Source organism: Sphingomonas swuensis, assembly GCF_039538045.1.
Taxonomy (GTDB): Bacteria; Pseudomonadota; Alphaproteobacteria; order Sphingomonadales; family Sphingomonadaceae; genus Sphingomicrobium; species Sphingomicrobium swuense.
The window spans coordinates 2,343,026-2,361,675 of the sequence record NZ_BAABBQ010000001.1; the positions used below are offsets into that span (position 1 = coordinate 2,343,026).

18 protein-coding genes are annotated in these 18,650 nt (G+C 68.6%); 13 read left to right on the top strand and 5 right to left on the bottom strand.

Going from position 1 to position 18,650, the window contains the following annotated elements; all coding sequences use genetic code 11:
* Positions 1–319: 319 nt before the first annotated feature.
* From rplK to ABD727_RS11710, 4 genes are all read left to right on the top strand, one after another.
* Positions 320–751: a 50S ribosomal protein L11 gene (gene rplK, locus ABD727_RS11695; protein WP_344707557.1), complete on the top strand. Its 432-nt coding sequence runs from the start codon at positions 320–322 to the stop codon at positions 749–751.
* A 4-nt stretch (positions 752–755) separates the two neighbouring features.
* Positions 756–1,451 carry a 50S ribosomal protein L1 gene (gene rplA, locus ABD727_RS11700; RefSeq protein WP_344707558.1) on the top strand — a complete coding sequence of 232 codons (696 nt, stop codon included), beginning with the start codon at positions 756–758 and terminating at the stop codon, positions 1,449–1,451.
* A gap of 92 nt (positions 1,452–1,543) precedes the next feature.
* Positions 1,544–1,822, top strand: coding sequence for a hypothetical protein (locus tag ABD727_RS11705; protein WP_344707559.1), 279 nt, complete (start codon positions 1,544–1,546; stop codon positions 1,820–1,822).
* 3 nt (positions 1,823–1,825) lie between these two features.
* Positions 1,826–3,010 carry a BaiN/RdsA family NAD(P)/FAD-dependent oxidoreductase gene (locus ABD727_RS11710; RefSeq protein WP_344708077.1) on the top strand — a complete coding sequence of 395 codons (1,185 nt, stop codon included), beginning with the start codon at positions 1,826–1,828 and terminating at the stop codon, positions 3,008–3,010.
* Between the two features lies 1 nt (position 3,011).
* On the opposite strand, the gene ABD727_RS11715 is transcribed toward ABD727_RS11710, so the two are convergent.
* Positions 3,012–5,831, bottom strand: a complete 2,820-nt coding sequence (locus ABD727_RS11715; RefSeq protein ID WP_344707560.1) for a M16 family metallopeptidase — start codon at positions 5,829–5,831, stop codon at positions 3,012–3,014.
* A gap of 212 nt (positions 5,832–6,043) precedes the next feature.
* Between ABD727_RS11715 and ABD727_RS11720 the strand changes: the two genes are divergently transcribed.
* The 8 genes from ABD727_RS11720 (at position 6,044) to rplL (ending at position 12,006) form a co-directional block, all read left to right on the top strand.
* Positions 6,044–6,583 carry a hypothetical protein gene (locus tag ABD727_RS11720; RefSeq protein WP_344707561.1) on the top strand — a complete coding sequence of 180 codons (540 nt, stop codon included), beginning with the start codon at positions 6,044–6,046 and terminating at the stop codon, positions 6,581–6,583.
* Positions 6,584–6,786: 203 nt separating this feature from the next.
* Complete coding sequence (locus tag ABD727_RS11725) at positions 6,787–7,170, top strand: UrcA family protein (RefSeq protein WP_344707562.1); 384 nt, start codon at positions 6,787–6,789, stop codon at positions 7,168–7,170.
* A gap of 57 nt (positions 7,171–7,227) precedes the next feature.
* Positions 7,228–7,410 (top strand): hypothetical protein, encoded by a 183-nt coding sequence (locus tag ABD727_RS11730; RefSeq protein ID WP_344707563.1) that lies wholly within the window; start codon positions 7,228–7,230, stop codon positions 7,408–7,410.
* 218 nt (positions 7,411–7,628) lie between these two features.
* Positions 7,629–8,642 carry a 3-deoxy-7-phosphoheptulonate synthase gene (gene aroF, locus ABD727_RS11735; protein WP_344707564.1) on the top strand — a complete coding sequence of 338 codons (1,014 nt, stop codon included), beginning with the start codon at positions 7,629–7,631 and terminating at the stop codon, positions 8,640–8,642.
* Positions 8,639–10,195: a chorismate-binding protein gene (locus ABD727_RS11740; protein ID WP_344707565.1), complete on the top strand. Its 1,557-nt coding sequence runs from the start codon at positions 8,639–8,641 to the stop codon at positions 10,193–10,195. The genes aroF and ABD727_RS11740 overlap by 4 nt, the downstream gene beginning before the upstream one ends.
* Positions 10,192–10,764, top strand: a complete 573-nt coding sequence (locus tag ABD727_RS11745) for an anthranilate synthase component II (protein ID WP_344707566.1) — start codon at positions 10,192–10,194, stop codon at positions 10,762–10,764. The genes ABD727_RS11740 and ABD727_RS11745 overlap by 4 nt, the downstream gene beginning before the upstream one ends.
* 289 nt (positions 10,765–11,053) lie before the next feature.
* Positions 11,054–11,569: a 50S ribosomal protein L10 gene (gene rplJ / locus ABD727_RS11750; protein WP_344707567.1), complete on the top strand. Its 516-nt coding sequence runs from the start codon at positions 11,054–11,056 to the stop codon at positions 11,567–11,569.
* 62 nt (positions 11,570–11,631) lie between these two features.
* Positions 11,632–12,006 carry a 50S ribosomal protein L7/L12 gene (gene rplL / locus ABD727_RS11755; protein ID WP_344707568.1) on the top strand — a complete coding sequence of 125 codons (375 nt, stop codon included), beginning with the start codon at positions 11,632–11,634 and terminating at the stop codon, positions 12,004–12,006.
* 81 nt (positions 12,007–12,087) lie between these two features.
* Here the strand turns inward: rplL and ABD727_RS11760 are convergent, their stop codons facing one another.
* The 4 genes from ABD727_RS11760 to ABD727_RS11775 form a co-directional block, all read right to left on the bottom strand.
* A complete protein-coding gene (locus ABD727_RS11760) occupies positions 12,088–12,879 on the bottom strand; it encodes a hypothetical protein (protein WP_344707569.1) in 792 nt (263 codons plus the stop codon).
* Positions 12,876–13,103, bottom strand: a complete 228-nt coding sequence (locus ABD727_RS11765; RefSeq protein WP_344707571.1) for a helix-turn-helix domain-containing protein — start codon at positions 13,101–13,103, stop codon at positions 12,876–12,878. Before ABD727_RS11765 ends, ABD727_RS11760 begins: the two co-directional genes overlap by 4 nt.
* Positions 13,103–13,609: a DUF2975 domain-containing protein gene (locus ABD727_RS11770; protein WP_344707572.1), complete on the bottom strand. Its 507-nt coding sequence runs from the start codon at positions 13,607–13,609 to the stop codon at positions 13,103–13,105. The genes ABD727_RS11765 and ABD727_RS11770 overlap by 1 nt, the downstream gene beginning before the upstream one ends.
* An 85-nt stretch (positions 13,610–13,694) precedes the next feature.
* A complete protein-coding gene (locus ABD727_RS11775; RefSeq protein WP_344707573.1) occupies positions 13,695–14,078 on the bottom strand; it encodes a hypothetical protein in 384 nt (127 codons plus the stop codon).
* Between the two features lie 340 nt (positions 14,079–14,418).
* Between ABD727_RS11775 and rpoB the strand changes: the two genes are divergently transcribed.
* Positions 14,419–18,588, top strand: coding sequence for a DNA-directed RNA polymerase subunit beta (rpoB, locus tag ABD727_RS11780; protein WP_344707574.1), 4,170 nt, complete (start codon positions 14,419–14,421; stop codon positions 18,586–18,588).
* The last annotated feature ends 62 nt before the right edge of the window (positions 18,589–18,650 follow it).

Here is an 18,650-nt window from a genome sequence, read left to right on the forward strand (position 1 = left end):
TCCGCCCTTTTCTCCTCTGTTTGCGCTGTCGCTCCGCAGTCACAGCTGCGGCGTGCGGGACACGCAATTATGAGGCCGCGCGCCTCGCGCCATCCCCGGACCCTGGGAACTTCGAGAACTTCGATCCGCGCCGGACCCCCGCACCCCGGGAACTTCGAGAACTTCGCCACGCCGCGACTCGCCCGACGCTTGCCGCTCGGCCACACCTCTGCTAGGGGCGCGCCCTTCCAGCATCACTGGAGCCAATTGCGGGAGGACGTCCTCGGGCGTCCGCTAACACCGCTCGACTGAACGGGCCCCGTGCCCAGAAGAGAGTGACATGGCCAAGAAGATTACCGGCTATATCAAGTTGCAGGTGCCGGCCGGCGCCGCCAATCCGTCCCCGCCGATCGGCCCTGCGCTGGGTCAGCGCGGCGTCAACATCATGGAATTCTGCAAGGCGTTCAACGCCTCCACGCAGGAGATGGAAAAGGGCATGCCGATCCCGACGGTGATCACCGTCTATGCGGATCGCAGCTTCTCCTTCGCCACCAAGACCCCGCCCGCCTCGTTCCTGATCAAGAAGGCCGCCGGCCTCAAGTCGGGTTCGAAGGAGCCGGGCAAGGTCTCCGCGGGGACCATCAAGCGCTCGCAGCTGTCCGAGATCGCTGAGACCAAGATGAAGGATCTCAACGCCAACGACATCGAAGCGGCGACCAAGATCATCGAAGGCTCCGCTCGCGCGATGGGCCTCCAGGTTGTGGAGGGCTGAGCAGATGGCCAAGCAGACCAAGAAGCAGAAGAGCCTGGCAACCGCGATCGACCGCGAGAAGCTCTACGGCGTCGATGAAGCCATCGCGCTCGCCAAGAGCCTCGCCACCGCCAAGTTCGACGAGTCGATCGAAGTCGCGCTGAACCTCGGCGTCGATCCGCGCCACGCCGACCAGATGGTCCGCGGCGTCGTCAACCTGCCCAAGGGCACCGGCAAGACCGTCCGCGTCGCCGTCTTCGCCAAGGGTGGCAAGGCCGACGAGGCCACTGCCGCCGGCGCCGACCGCGTCGGTGCCGAGGACCTGATGGAAGAGATGGTCGCCGGCAAGATCGACTATGATCGCGTCATCGCGACCCCGGACATGATGGGTGTCGTCGGTCGCCTCGGCAAGGTGCTCGGTCCCAAGGGCCTGATGCCGAACCCGAAGCTCGGCACCGTGACCATGGACGTGACCAAGGCGGTCACCGACGCCAAGGCCGGCCAGATCGAGTTCCGTGTCGAGAAGGCGGGCATCATCCACGCCGGCATCGGCAAGGCGAGCTTCGATGCCGCCGACCTGCGCGCCAACTATGACGCGTTCGTCGACGCCATCACCCGCGCCAAGCCGGCCGGGGCCAAGGGCAAGTATCTCAAGAAGGCGGCGATCAGCTCCTCGATGGGCCCGGGCATCAAGGTCCAGCTCGAAGAGGGCGTCGCCTGACGTCGGCAACGACCGCGCTTGAACAAGAAGGGGTCGGAGCGGCAACGCTCCGGCCCCTTCCTCGTTGAGGAGGCTGTAGGAGATCCATGACCATGACCGACACGCCCCGCGACGACGACCAGCAGATCAAGGCCGACGACGCCGAGTTCAGCGACGCCCACCCGCTCGCCAGCCCCAACGAACTCGCCGGCGACGCGTCGAGCGGGATCGAGCTCGAATTCCTCGCCCGCGACGTCGCCGAGGCCGAGGCGGGCGCACTGCCGCTCGACACCGACGCCACCGGCGCGGCCTCGGGCATGGCGCTCGACGACGAGGATTCGGTCGACGACGAGACCGGGGAGCGCGACACGCTCCCGCTCGAAGGGAACTAGCCGCTGGCCGGGGGGGCGCAGCGGTTCGACGCCATCATCCTCGGTGCCGGTGGCGCCGGGCTGATGTGCGCCGCGGTGGCGGCCCAGCGCGGGCGCAGGGTGCTGATCCTCGACCATGCGCCCGAGCCCGGCCGCAAGATCCTCATCTCGGGCGGTGGCCGCTGCAACTTCACCAACCTCGGCACCGCCCCCGACCGCTACCTCAGCGCCAATCCCCACTTCGCCCGCTCGGCGCTCGCCCGCTACACGCCCCGCGACTTCCTCGATCTCGTCGAGAAGCACGGCATCGCCTGGCACGAGAAAACCCTCGGCCAGCTTTTCTGCGACGGCTCGGCCCGCCAGATCGTCGCGATGCTGATGGGCGAGTGCGAGGTCGGCGGAGCGACCATCGCCTGCGGCGCCCCGATCCGCTCGGTCGACCATGCCGACGGCCGCTTCCGGGTCTCGGCGGGAGAGCATGAAGCCGAGGCGCCCAGCCTCGTCATCGCCACCGGCGGTCCGTCCATCCCCAAGCTCGGCGCGACCGGCTTCGCCTACGACCTTGCCCGCCAGTTCGGCCTCAAGGTGGTCGAGCCACGCCCTGCCCTCGTGCCCCTCACCCTCGGCGGCGACGAGGCGCTGTTCCGCGAGCTGTCGGGAGTCGCCACTCCGGTCGAGGCGCGCTGCGGCAAGGCCGCCTTCCGCGAGGCCGCCCTGTTCACCCACAAGGGGATGAGCGGTCCCGCCATCCTCCAGGTCTCGAGCTACTGGCGCCACGGCCAGGCGGTCGCGATCGACTTCCTGCCCGAGGCGGGCTCCGGCTGGCTGCGCGAGGCCAAGCGCCAGCGGCCGAAGGCCCGGCTCGCGACCCTCCTCGGCGAGCATCTTCCCGGCCGACTCGCCGACACGCTGGCCGAGAAGATCGGGGTCGCCGGCGACCTCGCCAATGCACCCGACAAGGTGCTCGCCGCCGCCGAGGAGCGACTGTCCGGCTGGCCGTTCCAGCCCAACGGGACCGAGGGCTTCGCCAAGGCCGAGGTGACCGTCGGCGGGATCAGCACCGCCGAACTCAGTTCGCAGACGATGGAGGCGCGGCGGGTGCCCGGCCTCTACGCCATCGGCGAGGCGGTCGACGTCACCGGCTGGCTCGGCGGCTACAATTTCCAGTGGGCCTGGGCGAGCGGGGTGGCCGCCGCCCAGGCCCTCTAGACTAGCGGGCGATCCCGAGGGTGCTGAGGTCGAGCTGGTCGGCCGGGACCACCATCACGTCGGGCCGCATCGCGCGGACCTTGTCGATGAACTTGGCCGAGTCGCCGACGATCACCAAGCTGACGCGACTGGGCTGGAGCAGCCGTCCGATCGCGCTCGTCGCCGCGGTCCCGCCGACCGCCCGCACCCGCTCGGCATAGGCCAGCTGCTCCGTCGGAGAGACGCCGCGCAGCGAGGCACCGGCCAGCTGGCTGTTGAAGCCCGCGCTGCTCTGGAGCGAGCGCTGGAAACTGCCGACCATGAAGGTCTTGCGGTTCTCGACGTCCGCCGCGGTGAGCGGCTCGCTCCCGATCCGGCTGAACTGGTCGAGGAACACCTGCGCCACCTCGGCGGCGCTCTCGTTCTTGGTCGAGGCGCTGGCCGACAGCGTCCCGCTTCCGAGCCCCGCTGCAAGCGAGCTCGACGCGCCGTAGCTCAGCGCCCGCTTGACCCGGATCTCCTGGAACAGCCGTCCGGTCGACGAGCCGCCGAGGATGCTGTTGGCGAGCAGCGCGTCATAATAGCCGGCGTCCGACCGCGGCACGCCGCGGACCGCTGCGACCACCGTCGCCTGGCCCGCGCCGGGAAGGTCGATGACCAGCGTGCGCGGGGCCTGCTCGGAGCCTGCGACGTCGCTCGGAAGCGCCGGCGCGGCGCCGGTCGCACGCCAGCCGCCGAGCGCCTTCTCGGCGATCTGCCGGGCCTGCGCCGGATCGATCCCGCCCGAGACGAAGGCGGTGGCGAGGTCCGGCCGCCACCAGGTCGAGCGGAACTGGGCGAGGTCGGCGCGGGTCAGCCCTGCGATCGTCGCCGGGCTTGCGACCGTGCCGTAGGGCGCGCTTCCGAACACCACCGGCGGCAGCGCCAGCCCGGCGATCTGTCCCGGATCCTTGAGCGCCACCTGGAGCCCGTCCAAGGACCGCTTCTTCTCGCGCGCAAAATCCTCCTCGGGGAAGGTCGAGTTGGCGAGGATGTCGCCGAGGATCTCGGCCGCTTGCGGCATGGTCGCGACGGGCGCGGTCAGCGACAGCACGGTGCCGTCGAGGGAGGCATTGGCCGAGAGGTCGGCGCCAAGCCGCTCGAGTCCCGCCGCGATCTGATCGGCCGAGCGGGTGGTCGTGCCCTTGCTGGCGATGTTCGCGACCATGCTGGCGAGCCCGGCCTTGGCGCGCGGCTCGACCGCGCTTCCGGCACGGATCGCGACGGTCAGCGTCGCCAGCGGCACGTTGCCGGTGCGCGCGGTGACGAGCTTCATCCCGTTGCCGAGCGTCGTCTCGCTGAGCGCCGGCATGCGGAACTGGGCCGGAGTCCCCGGCGCGGGCGGCGCCTGGCGCTGGCCCTCGGGCAGCAGCGCCAGCGGCGGCCGGGCGGCCGGCGGCGGACTTGCGAAGCGTGGCAGCGGGGTCGGATTGGCCCAGCCCTTCGCCTCGCCGTCGCCCTTGGCGTAGCGAAGCTCGATCCTCTTCGCCGGGTCGAGGATGGTGCGGGCGACGCGCTGGACATCGGCGGCGGTCACCCGGGTGACGGCGGCCAGCCGCTTGTCGGCGGCACGCGGATCGCCGGTCCGGACCAGACCTTCGCCAAGCGTGAAGGCACGGCTGCTCGCCACCTCGCGCTCCTCAAGTCCGGCCGAGAGCAGCTCGTTCTTGGCCTCGGCCAGCTCGGCGGCAGTCGGCCCCGACTTGCGCAGCGCGTCGAGAGTCCGGGCGAGCTCGGTCGCGACCACCTCGGGTTCGCGACCGCTGGCGACGATCGCCATCAGCGCATAATAGCCCTGCTCCTCGGTGTCGTTGAGCTGGCTGATCGGGCGCGTCGACAGGCCCGTCTTGACCAGCGCGGTCTCGAGCCGGTTGCTGTCGCCGCGGGTCAGGATGGCGTCGAGCACCTCCATCGCGGCCATGTCGGTGCTGGCCGCACCCGGCGTCTGCCAGGCCGCACCGACGATCGGCAGCGGAACGTTGGGGCCGGTCGCACTGACCCGCCGCCCGTTCAGAGGCCGGTCCTTGCCCTTGATCGCGAGGCTCGCGGGGCGCGGCCGCTTGGGCACCGCGGCGAAATACTTGTTCACCAGCGCATCAAGCTGGCTCGGTTCGAAATTGCCCGAGACGATCAGCGTCGCCGTGTCGGGACCGTAAAAGGCCTCATGGAAGGCGCGCGCATCCTCGAGCGTGGCGCTGTCGAGGTCAGAAATGCTGCCGATGGTCGGGCGCCGATGCGGAAGCACGTTGTAGACATTCTCGCCGAGCGCGAAGGAGTAGAGCCGGCCGTATGGCGGGGCGAGGACCCGCTGGCGAAGCTCTTCCTTGACGACGTTCCGCTCGGTCTCGAACACTTCCTTGTCGATCACCGGCCGCGCCATTCGCTCGGCGTGGGTCCACAGCATCCGCTCGAGATATTGCGCGGGGACGGTCTCGTAATAGTTGGTGCGGTCGTACCAGGTGCTGGCGTTGCGGGTGCCGCCGATGTCGTCCACCATCTTGTTGATGGTGTTGTAGGGCATGTTCACCGTCTTGCGGCTGAGGATGTGCTCGAACAGGTGGGCGAAGCCCGAACGGCCCTCGGGGTCGTGCTTGGAGCCGACCTCATACCACATCGAGACGGTGACGTCGGGCGTGCTGGTGTCGCGGATGGCGATCACCCGAAGGCCGTTCGCAAGCTTGCGCTCGGTGAAGGGGATGGTCGGCGCGCCGAGCTTGGTCGCCTGGGCGGCCGCGGCCGTCGGCATGGCGATGGCGCTGGTCATGAGCGCGCCCAGCAGCGCGGCTCGGATCGACACGGACATGGTGCACTCCCCTGGTTCGAAGACTTTCCTGCAGCTTGGGGCAGGACCGACGAGCGGCAATCCGCCTTCGACGAACGGTCGGCTGCGCCCTCCCGACGGTTGAGGAAGGAGGCAATGCGGCTGCGGTGAACCGAGCGTCGCCGCCCTGCGCGAAGCGTTACCCCTTACCCGATCGGCATCCCCGGCCGGTCCAGCGGCAGGAGAGAGACGGCATGGACAACAGCAACATGAGCGGCGACCAGGGCAGCAAGACCGGCACTCGCGACAGCACCTATGACCTGACCGCCGTGCTCTACCATGCGCTGCAGGGCGTGGAGAATTGCCAGACCTACATGGGCGATGCCGGCGGAAGCGCGGAGCACCGCCAGTTCTTCCAGCAGGCGCTGGACAGCCAGAAGAAGCTCGCCGAGCAGGCCAAGCGGCTGCTCCACGATGCGCTGATGAGCGAGACCGGCCGCGGCGGATCGATGGGCCAGCAGGGCATGAGCCGCGACAGCTCACCGGTCGACCAGGGCGTGGCGACGGGCCAGTCGCACAGCTTCTCGGAAGCCCAGGATGACGGCAGCGCCCTCCGCTTCGCCAGCGGCCGGACCGAGGGCGGCTCTGACCAGTTCGCGCAGGGCGGCGACAGGGACCGCCAGGGCGGCCTGGGCGAGGACCCGCAGTCCTCCTCCTTCGGGCAGGACGGGCTCGGCCAGGGCCAGCGGCACCATGAGACGACCACCGGCGGCGGTGGCACCAGCAGCTTCTAAACCAAGCGAAATCGCCGGCGGAAGACGGCTCTGAACAGCTGTTTTCCGCCGTTTGCCGATCCGTCGTCTGGAAGCTCGCGTTCGCCGTCAGGTCGAAGTCGCGCCTCGCGTCGATCGAACCTGCCGAGCGGAGGCGCGGCCCAAAGCCTATTCCCAAGTCACCCGTCCGGATGCGCCGGGCGGGCATGACAAGGGAAGAAGCCATGTCCACCAACCTGCTGCGGAGCGCCGCCGGAGCGGCCCTCGCCCTCATCCTCGCGGCGAGCGCCGTGGCCGTTCTCGCCGCTCCGCCCGCCGCCGCCCGGGACCTCACCGTCACCGCTCCGCGCCAGTCCGAGTTGCTGACCGAGAGGGTCTCGCTTGCCGGGCTCGACCTTGCCAGCAAGGACGACCGCCTGCTGCTCGATCGCCGGCTCCGCGCGGCGAGCGGGCGGGTCTGCGCCCCGGTCTCGGTCGGCTTCCCGGGCACGATCGAGAACCGCTGCCGGAGCGCGGCGATGGAGGATGCCAGGGACCAGCTCGCTCGGCGGGCGGCAAGCGACAGCATCCTGACCGCCAGCATCGTCGTCCGTGCCATCCCTGGATGAGCGACCTCGCCCAAGGTCCATGCGACCGGAGCCCGCCTAAAGCGTTGTTCCGGTTGCATGACCCAGCCAGTTTCCCTTTTGAAGTCCGAGCAGGTGCGTCGCCAGACGATGCTCCTGCGGCTGCAGCTGGCGATGGACGATCCACGCCTGACGCCGGAACTGCGGGCCCGGGTCGAGCTTGGTGCCCGCCGCCTGCGAGCCCTGCTCCGCCGCGAGCACGCCGCGTCGTTTCCGGCTTGACCTGTAGGAGTTCAGCGGCTTTTGTCGCCGCCATGCTTCGCACGCCCTCCTCCTTGCTCGCTCGCCGCTGGTGGCGCTGGCAGGTCTCGAGCGGCGTGCCGGCCTAGAACGCTTTCCTCCCGGGCGTTCCAACTCCGACCCGCCGCCTTTCGGCCGGCGGGTTTTTCTTTGTCCAGCGTGACAGCCCTGCCGGCCCCATCTCACCGACAGGAATCATCATGATCATCGTACTGAAGCCCGAAGCCCCCACCGACTCCGCCGAGCGCCTGCTGCGCAAGATCGAGGATGCGGGGTTGAAGCCGCTGCACATGCCCGGCGCCGAGCGCGTGGTTCTCGGCGCGCTCGGCGACGAGCGTGTGCTGGCCGAGCTCGCCCTCGACAGCGATCCCGCGGTCGAGAGCGTCAAGCCGATCCTCGCCCCCTACAAGCTCGTCAGCCGCGAGCTCCAGGCGCACGACACCGTTGTCGACGTCGGCGGGGTCAGCATCGGCGGCGACCGGCTGGCGGTGATCGCGGGCCCCTGCGCGGTCGAGACTCCCGAGCAGCTCCACGAGACCGCGCAGGCGGTGAAGGCGGCGGGCGCGACCCTGCTTCGCGCCGGCGCTTACAAGCCGCGCAGCTCGCCCTACGGCTTTTCGGGCCATGGGCCCGAGGGCTTGCGGATCCTGCGTGAGGTCGGCGACGACCTCGGCCTGCCAATCGTCACCGAGGTGATGGACACCGCCGACGTCGCGCTGGTCGCCGACAGCGCCGACTGCCTCCAGATCGGTGCCCGCAACATGCAGAATTTCGCGCTCCTCCGGGCAGTCGGAGCGACCGATCGCCCGGTGCTTCTGAAGCGCGGTCTCAGCGCCACCATCCAGGAGTGGCTGCTGGCCGCCGAATATCTGATGGCGGCCGGCAACTCGCAGGTTATCCTGTGCGAGCGCGGGATCCGGACCTTCGAGCCCGCGACCCGCAACACGCTCGATCTCAACGCGGTCCCCTACGTCAAGGGCAAGACCCACCTGCCCGTGGTGGTCGATCCGAGCCATGGCACCGGCGCGCGCGACCTCGTGCCCCCGATGAGCCTCGCCGCTACCGCGGCCGGCGCCGACGGGCTGATGATCGAGGTTCACCGCGATCCCGCGGTCGCCATGTCGGATGGCGCCCAGTCGCTCTACCCGGCGCAGTTCGAGGCGCTGATGGCGGCGCTTCGCCCGGTTGCGGCGGCGGTCGGGCGATCGCTGTGAAGGTCGAGGCGCGGGTGCTTGGTCGGCGGCTGCCGGCGGGCCAGGACCCGCTTGCCGCCTATCGCGCGCTCGGTTGCGGGGAGCCCGGGACGGGGCTGTTCGAGGCGCCCGACGGGCAGGTGCTGGTCATGGCCCGCGCCTGCGTCCGGGCCGAGGCGCGCGACGGCACGGTGGTGATCGAGGCGCTCAACGCCAATGGCGAGACGCTGCTCGAGGCGCTCGATTCGGCCGCGCTGGTCGAGCGCCGGACCGACCGCCTGACCCTCGCCTTCGCGTTGCCGAAGAGCGACGACGCAAGCGAACGGCTGCTCGGTGCGCAGCCGCTGCACGCGCTCCGCGCCCTCCTCTCGGCGGCAGCGGCGCCGTCGGGCGAGCCGTTCGGCGCGGTGCTGCTTGGGGTCGCGGGCTTCGACCTTGCCGGCTGGGGCGAAGCGATGCCGCCCGCGCCCGCCAGCGACTTTCCCGAGTTCGTCTTCTGGGTCCCCGACACGCTGCTGACCATCGCCCCGGGCGGCGCCGCTCGGCTGCTGTGCACCGCCTTCGGCGCCGACGAGCGACACGCCCACGACGCGGCGCGAAGGCTTGAGGAGGGGTTGGCCAAGCTCGGCTCCTCCCTGTCGCGTAGCGATGGGGAGGTGCCTGCGCGAAGCGCTGACGGAGGGGCCCCTCCACTCGTCGCTTCGCGACCGGTCCCCCTCCCCACCGCCTCCGGCGGCAGGGAGGATCTCTTCACCCCCGACCTCGACGATGACGCCTTCGCCGCCCTCGTCATCCGGCTCAAGCAGGAGATCGCCGCCGGCGAGGTCTACCAGATCGTTCCCAGCCGCACCTTCCGGGGCCCCTGCCCCGACCCGCTCGACGCCTATGCCCGGCTGCGGGCGGCGGAGCCGGCGAGCTACCGCTTCTTCGTCGCCGGGGACGGCTGGACTTTGCTCGGCGCAAGCCCCGAGACGAGCGTCCGCCTGTCGCCCGGCGGAGCGACGGGTCGCGTGGTCGAGGTCAAGCCGATCGCCGGCACCCGCCCGCGCGGCGCAAGCCCCGACGAGGACGACCGTCTCGAGGCCGAGATGCGGCTCGACGGCAAGGAACTGGCCGAGCACATGATGCTGGTCGACCTCGCCCGCAACGACGTCGCCCGGGTTTCCTTGCCCGGGACCCGGCGGGTGGCGAAGCTGCTGACGGTGGAGCGCTTCGCCCGGGTCATGCACCTCGTCTCCTCGGTCACCGGGATCCTCCGCCCCGGCTATGACGCCTTCGACGCGCTGGCCGCCTGCCTCAACGTGGGGACCTTGGTCGGAGCCCCCAAGATCCGCGCGATGCAGCTGCTCCGTGCGCACGAGGCGACCCGCCGCGGTCCCTATGGCGGGGCGGTCGGCTGGATCGCTGGCGACGGGCGGATGGACACCGCGGTGGTGATCCGCTCCGCCCTCGTTTGCGACGGCGTGGCCGCGGTCCGTTCGGGCGCCGGCGTGGTCCACGACAGCGTGCCCGAAGCCGAAGCGGCGGAGACCCGCGCCAAGGCCTCCGCCCTCCTCGGAGTACTCAGCGCATGAAGCCCGTCCTCCTCATCGACAATCTCGACAGCTTCACCTTCAACCTGGTCGAGAGCCTCCAGCGGCTGGGTGCCGAGGTCGCCGTCCGGCGCAACAGCATCGCTGCCGATGCGGCACTTGAGGAAGCGCGGCGAATGAATGCGGTGATCATGATCTCGCCCGGCCCGGGTTCGCCGACCGAGGCGGGCTGCTGCCTCGAACTCATCGCCCTCGCCAAGGGCCGGGTGCCCGTGATCGGCATCTGCCTCGGTCACCAGGCCATCGTCGAGCAGGCTGGCGGGACGGTCGCCCGAGCCCCCGAGCCGGTGCACGGCAAGTCGATGCTGCTCGCCCATGACGGTGCGGGGCCATTCGCCGGTCTGCCGAGCCCGGTCCGCGTCGGCCGCTACCACAGCCTGTGCACCCGCGACCTTCCGGAGCGCTTCACCGTCCACGCGCAGGTGGACGGAATGGCGATGGCCTTCAGCGATCCGCAAGCACTCCAGCTCGGACTGCAATTCCACCCCGAGAGCATCCTCACCACCCACGGCGAAGTGATGATGGCGAACGCGCTGGCGCTGTTCGGCTAGGAGCGGATCGCGCCACGGGTTGATCGGCGGGCGCTTTCTGCTATTGGGCGCCTCGTTCCCGGCTTGCCGGAAACGCCGTCCGAGACAGTTGGTGGGCCTCGCGCCCTTAATTTCCAGCCTAGACGGGGAAGAGAGTTTCAGGCGGGCCTGCCCCGCTCTGTCGTGCGCCGCTTCGTTCGCGCACGCGCCTCCCAACCCCACGGACATGAGCTCCCGGGCGCCCCCGCGTCCGGGTCATGAAGCCGGTCGTTCGCCCCTCGGGGCAGATGGCCATTTGTTTGGAGTTGGCATGGATCGCAACGAAAAGGCGGATCTGGTTGCCGAGCTGAAGCAGGTCTTCACCGAGACCAGCGTGGTGGTTGTCACCCGCAATCTCGGTCTGTCGGTGGCCCAGTCCACCGATCTGCGCCTGCGGATGCGCGACGCCGGAGCTCAGTTCAAGGTTGCGAAGAACCGTCTCGCCCTCATCGCGCTCGATGGCACCCGCTATCAGCCGATCGGCGAGCTGCTCAAGGGTCCGACGGCCCTCGCCACGTCCATCGATCCGGTGGCGGCCGCCAAGGTCGCCGTCGATTTCGCCAAGACCACCGACAAGTTCGAGGTTCTTGGTGGAGCGATGGGTGACACCGTCCTCGACCTCAACGGGGTCAAGGCGCTGGCGGAGCTGCCGAGCCTCGATGAACTCCGCGGCACCCTCATCGGCCTCATCCAGGCGCCGGCGAGCAAGATTGCCCGGACCATCAACGAGCCGGGCGCAATGCTCGCTCGCGTGTTTGGCGCCTATGCGGCGGCCGAAGCGGCTTAAGGTTCTTCGTTTTTCTTATTGCACGACAATCTGGGGCCAGAGGCCCCGCACAGGAGTAGAAAATGGCTGACATCAATTCCATCGTCGACCAGCTGTCGGCGCTCACCGTCCTCGAGGCCGCCGAGCTCGCCAAGGCCCTCGAAGAGAAGTGGGGCGTTTCGGCCGCCGCTGCCGTCGCCGTCGCTGGCCCGGCCGCTGGCGCTGCCGCTCCGGCCGCTGAAGAGAAGACCGAATTCGACGTGATCCTCACCGGCGACGGTGGCAAGAAGATCAACGTCATCAAGGAGGTCCGCGTGATCACCGGTCTCGGCCTCGGCGAAGCCAAGGCCCTGGTCGAAGGCGCTCCGAAGGCCCTCAAGGAAGGCGTCAACAAGGACGAGGCCGAGAAGATCAAGAAGCAGATCGAGGAAGCCGGCGGCACCGTCGAGCTCAAGTAAGCTTCTGCATCAGTTTCGCCGGTGTCTTGAAGCGCCGGTGATTGGGAAGGGCGGCTCCGCAAGGGGTCGCCCTTTTCCGTGTCAGGCGGGCATCGCCGCTGCCCTGCGCTCCTCGTCCACGGGCATCAGGCTGACACCCTTGCGCTCCGCAGCCCGCATCGCGGCGATCGCATTGGCACCGAAGATGGTGAGCGACAGGAAGCCGACGACGATGGCGTCGAACACCATGATCGCCCACACCAGCGGCTCGGGCCGGCCGATCGCGAACAGGCCGCCGTAGTGGAGCGCCATCAGCGGCACGACCCCGGCGATGATCAGTGCGACCGTGCGCCAGAAGCTGCCGTTCATGATGGCGACGGAGCGCAGCGGTCCGATCGCCGCATTGCCGAGCGACCAGGCGACCAGCCAGGCGGTGAGATAGATTCCGACCACCGTCTGGAACAGCGTCAGAAGCCCCTTCGCCCAGCTCTCCGCACTGCCGTTCAGGCCGATCACGGACCCGAGGGGCGGCCCGAACAGCGCCAGCCACTGCATCAGCGCGACCAGCGGAACGAACAGCGCCGCCCACAGCAGCAGCGCCCTCCCGTCTGGACGCCGGGCGAAGGCGGCGTCGCGCCCGCTCGCCACATAGCGGTACATCCAGTAGCTCGGCAGCGAGATGGCAAGCGTCTTCCAATAGCCCGCCATCATCCGGGCGCCGTCATTCTCCAGCGCGCGCGCCATGTCGGCGGACTGGTAGAGGCCGATGCGGACCTCGATGACATGCTGGGCGAACTCGAACAGCACCGGCACCAGGAACAGCAGCGGGCAGGCGAGCGCGAACGCCCAGGCACTGCCGTAGATGTCGCGCACGTCACGCCACAGGCTCTTCATTGATCGTCCCCTTCGTCGGCACCGGCTTCCCAGCGCAGGATGTCGCCCGGCTGGCAGCCGAGTTCGCGGCAGATCGCGGACAGGGTCGAGAAGCGGATCGCCTTCGCCTTGCCGGTCTTGAGCACGTTGAGATTGGGCGCGGTGATGCCGATGCGCTGGGCAAGTTCGGCCTGCGTCATCCGCCGCTCGGCAAGCAGCCCGTCGAGATCGATGCGGATCGGCATCAGATGGTCAGATCGGCTTCGGTGCGCAGGCGCGTGCCTTCGCGGAACACGCGGGCGAGCACGAACACCAGCAGGACCGCGACCCAGCCGGTGATGCCCGGTGACCAGCCCGACGTGCGCTCTCCAGCCGCCGTGTCGAAAGCAGTGGCGGCGATTCCGAAGCCGATGTCGCACAGCTGAATGGCAAGCAGGCACCAGGCCACGACCCGCAGCCGCTCGGCATTGGCTGCCACGAACGGCTCGCCCTCCTCGACGGTGCGGAGGATGGCGAGAAGCCGGCGAAACAGAAGGTGCGCGAACAGCATGACCGGCGCGGCTATGGCGAGCAGCCAGCGCGCGCTCGCGAGCAGCAGGGGCAGGTCCATGCCGATATTCAGCTTGCCGAGCGTCTCGAGGAATTTCGCTTCGGCCACAAAGGTATAGCCGAACAGCAGGAGCAACGGCACCCCGACAAGGAAATTGAGCACGACGAGTGCCCGAAGCACCCAGGTCGACACCTTCAGCATCCAATCGACTCCTTACCGACTAACGGTAAGGTGCCTTATCGATAAGCGATAAGTCAAGCCGCTTTTAAATCGCTCCCCGAACGGCTCAGCCCGAAGGCTGGGCGTCGCCCTCCTGCCCACCCTTGAGCAGGCCCGGCTGGCTGGTCGTCCCGGTGCCCTTGTCGGGCGCGACCGTACCGTCCTTCCGGTTGGGGTTCTGGACGAGGTTCGGACGAGCCTGCACCGACGGAGGGACGGCCTGGCCGGCATCCGCTGCGCTCGGTGCATCGGGCGCTCCGACCTGTGCCGCGCCGCCGATCGCCAGCGCGTTCTGCGGGTCGACCCCGTTCTGCACGGCGGACTCGACCGCATTGGCCGCACTGGGGTCCATCTGCGCGGTGGCGTTCAGGATGTTCTTGTCCGGGTCATTGGCTGCCGAGCCGCAGGCGGCAAGCAGGATGAAGGCGGGCGAGACGAGAAGGAGGCGCATGGACGGGGCTTTCGGCTGTCGACGGGTGGCGTGGCTGGACCAATGCGCCCGCCCCGACTTGGTTGCCTTTCCCCTTGCGCTGAGCCCCTCCGACGCTATATGCGGACCTCATCCGACAAACATACCGGCTCCGCCGCATGGCCATCCATGCGCCTGGGGCCTTTCCTGCCCTCTCCGGGACAGGGCCCGAACAGCGCGCGGGCCAAACGAATGGGAGAGAGTGCGGGCGCAGCGCCTCACACATTTCTCCGGCGAAAGCCGGAGCCCAGATCCTTGGTCCTCGCCGGTGCGGGGGCCTTGCGGGGCGGTCCGCCGTCCCGATCAAGCGCAGGGACGTTTCATGGCCACGAAGTCGATCGACATTCCGCATAACACCTCCTCGGGCCGCTTCACCAAGCAGCGCCGCATCCGCAAGATCTTCGGCAACATCCACGAGATCAGCGAGATGCCGAACCTCATCGAGGTTCAGCGTGAGAGCTACGAGCAGTTCCTGCGTTCCGATCCCGCGACCGGCTACGTCTCGGGTCTCGAGAAGACTCTTCGCTCGGTCTTCCCGATCCAGGATTTCGCGGGCACCGCGCACCTCGACTTCGACCATTACGTCCTCGAGGATCCCAAGTTCGACACGGACGAGTGCCGCCAGCGCGGGCTGACCTATGCCGCGCCGATGCGCGTCACCCTGCGCCTCACTTCCTTCGAGATCGATCCCGACACCGAGGCCAAGTCGGTGATCGATATCAAGGAGCAGGACGTCTACATGGGCGACATGCCGCTCATGACGCAGAACGGCACCTTCATCGTCAACGGAACCGAGCGCGTCATCGTCAGCCAGATGCACCGTTCGCCGGGCGTCCTGTTCGACCATGACCGCGGCAAGACCCACGCTTCGGGCAAGTATCTCTTCGCCGCGCGGGTCATCCCGTACCGCGGCTCGTGGCTCGACTTCGAGTTCGACGCCAAGGACATCGTCAACGTCCGCATCGACCGCAAGCGCAAGCTGCCGGTCACCGCGCTGCTCCACGCGCTCGGCCTGACCTCGGAAGAGATCCTCAACGAGTTCTACGGCCGCGTCACCTACCTGCGCGGGCCGAACGGCTGGCAGATCCCCTACGTCAGCGAGAACTGGCGCGGCCAGAAGCCGATGTTCGACATCGTCAACGCCGACACCGGCGAGGTCGCGTTCAAGGCCGGCGAGAAGATCACGCCGCGCCGCGCCAACCAGGCCGGCAAGGAAGGCCTCGGCAACCTGATCATCCCGACCGAGACGATCTTCGGTCGCTTCTCGGCCTACGACCTGATCAACGAGTCGACCGGGCAGATCTACGTCGAGGCCGGTGACGAGATCACCCCCGAGAATCTCGAGGTGCTCGACAAGGCCGGCGTCGACCGGCTCGAGCTGCTCGACATCGACTATGTCAACACGGGTCCGTGGATCCGCAACACGCTCAAGGCCGACAAGTCGGAAGACGGCGACCAGGCGCTGTCGGACATCTACCGCGTCATGCGCCCCGGCGAGCCGCCGACGCGCGAAACCGCCGATGCGCTGTTCTACGGCTTGTTCTTCGATTCCGAGCGCTACGACCTCTCGGCCGTCGGCCGGGTCAAGCTCAACATGCGCCTCGGCCTCGACGCCGAGGACACGGTCACCACGCTTCGCCGCGAGGACATCCTCGCGGTCGTCAAGGAGTTGGTGAACCTCAAGGACGGCAAGGGCGAGATCGACGACATCGACAATCTCGCCAACCGCCGCGTGCGTTCGGTCGGCGAGCTGCTCGAGAACCAGTATCGCGTCGGCCTCCTCCGCATGGAGCGCGCGGTCAAGGAGCGCATGAGCTCGGTCGACGTGTCGACGGTCATGCCGAACGACCTGATCAACGCCAAGCCGGCGGTCGCCGCGGTCCGCGAGTTCTTCGGCAGCAGCCAGCTCTCGCAGTTCATGGACCAGACCAACCCGCTGTCGGAAGTGACCCACAAGCGGCGCGTCTCGGCCCTCGGGCCGGGCGGTCTCACCCGTGAGCGCGCGGGCTTCGAAGTCCGCGACGTTCACCCGACCCACTATGGCCGCATCTGCCCGATCGAGACGCCGGAAGGCCCGAACATCGGTCTGATCAACAGCCTCGCCTCGTTCAGCCGCGTCAACAAGTACGGCTTCATCGAGACTCCGTACCGCAAGGTCGTCGATCACGTCGTCACCGACGAGGTCGTCTATCTGTCGGCGATGGAAGAGGCCAAGCACACGATCGCGCAGGCCAACGCCGAGATCGGCCCCGACGGCACCTTCGTCGAGGAGATCATCTCGTCGCGGCGCAACGGCGACTTCCTGATCGCCCCGCGTGACCAGATCACCCTGATGGACGTCAGCCCCAAGCAGCTGGTGTCGGTCGCGGCCTCGCTCATCCCGTTCCTCGAGAACGATGACGCCAACCGCGCGCTGATGGGCTCGAACATGCAGCGCCAGGCGGTTCCGCTCCTGCAGGCCGACGCGCCGCTGGTCGGCACCGGCATGGAAGAGACGGTCGCACGCGACTCCGGCGCCGCCATCGGTGCCCGTCGTCCGGGCGTCGTCGACCAGGTCGACGCGACCCGCATCGTCATCCGCGTCACCGGCGAGCTTCGTCCGGGCGAGAGCGGCGTCGACATCTACACGCTGATGAAGTTCCAGCGCTCGAACCAGTCGACCTGCATCAACCAGCGTCCGCTGGTGAAGGTCGGCGACACGGTCGAGGCCGGCGAGATCATCGCCGACGGTCCCTCGACTCAGTTCGGCGAGCTGGCGCTCGGCCGCAACGTCCTCGTCGCGTTCATGCCGTGGAACGGCTACAACTATGAGGACTCGATCCTGATCTCCGAGCGGATCGTGAAGGACGACGTCTTCACCTCGATCCACATCGAGGAGTTCGAGGTCATGGCCCGCGACACCAAGCTCGGGCCGGAGGACATCACCCGCGACATCCCGAACGTCGGCGAGGAAGCGCTCCGCAACCTCGACGAGGCGGGCATCGTCTACATCGGTGCCGAGGTCGAGCCGGGCGACATCCTGGTCGGCAAGATCACGCCGAAGGGCGAAAGCCCGATGACCCCGGAGGAGAAGCTCCTCCGCGCCATCTTCGGCGAGAAGGCCTCGGACGTCCGCGACACCTCGCTGCGTCTTCCGCCGGGAGTCGCCGGGACGATCGTCGACGTTCGCGTCTTCAATCGCCACGGCATCGACATCGACGACCGGACCCGCGCCATTCAGGCCGAGGACAAGGACCGGCTGAAGGCTGACGCCGAGTCCGAGCGCCGGATCCTCAACCGCGCGACCTTCGCCCGTCTGCAGGAGATGCTGATCGGCCAGGTCGCCACCGCGGCGCCCAAGACCATCAAGAAGGGCTCGACCCTCGACCTCGACACGCTCGAGGCGGCGGACAAGCACGACTGGTGGAAGATCGCGGTCAAGGACGACAGCCGCCAGGCCGACATCGAGGCCCTCAAGGGCCAGTATGACGAGGCCGAGGCCGCCATCCGCCGCAAGCTCGAGGACCGCATCCAGAAGGTCGAAGCGGGCGACGAGCTGGCTCCGGGCGTGCTCAAGATGGTCAAGGTCTTCGTTGCCGTGAAGCGCAAGCTTCAGCCGGGCGACAAGATGGCCGGCCGTCACGGCAACAAGGGCGTCATCAGCCGCATCCTGCCGATCGAGGACATGCCGTTCCTCGAGGACGGGACTCACGCCGACATCGTCCTCAATCCGCTGGGCGTGCCGTCGCGCATGAACGTCGGGCAGATCTTCGAGACCCACCTTGGCTGGGCCGCCCGCGGCCTCGGCAAGCAGATCGGCGACATGCTCGAGGAGATGCATCACCGCGGTTCTGACTTCACCGGCAAGGACAGCCAGGCGATCCGCCAGCAGCTCAAGTCCCTCTACGGCGAGCAGTACCACGGCGACATCGACGTTCGCAGCGACGAGAGCGTGCTCGACCTCGCCCGCAACCTCGTCGGCGGCCTGCCGATGGGAACGCCGGTGTTCGACGGTGCCCGCGAAGCCGACGTGTCGGACGCGCTGACTCAGGCCGGGCTTCACACCTCGGGTCAGTCGACGCTGTACGACGGGCGCACCGGCGAGCCGTTCGACCGTCAGGTGACCATGGGCATCATCTACATGCTCAAGCTTCACCACCTCGTGGACGACAAGATCCACGCGCGTTCGATCGGGCCGTACAGCCTCGTCACCCAGCAGCCGCTGGGCGGTAAGGCGCAGTTCGGCGGCCAGCGCTTCGGCGAGATGGAGGTCTGGGCGCTCCAGGCCTACGGCGCCGCCTACACGCTGCAGGAGATGCTGACGGTGAAGTCGGACGACGTCATCGGCCGGACCAAGGTCTACGAGGCGATCGTCAAGGGCGACGACACGTTCGAGGCCGGCATTCCGGAGAGCTTCAACGTGCTGGTCAAGGAAATGCGCTCGCTCGGCCTCAACGTCGAACTCGACAGCGTCGACAACGCGGACGAGCCGCCGGCGCTGGCTGCGGAGTAACCTGCCTTCTCCCCTCCCGCTCGCGCGGGAGGGGTCGGGGGTAGGCCCGTAGCCCGCCCCCA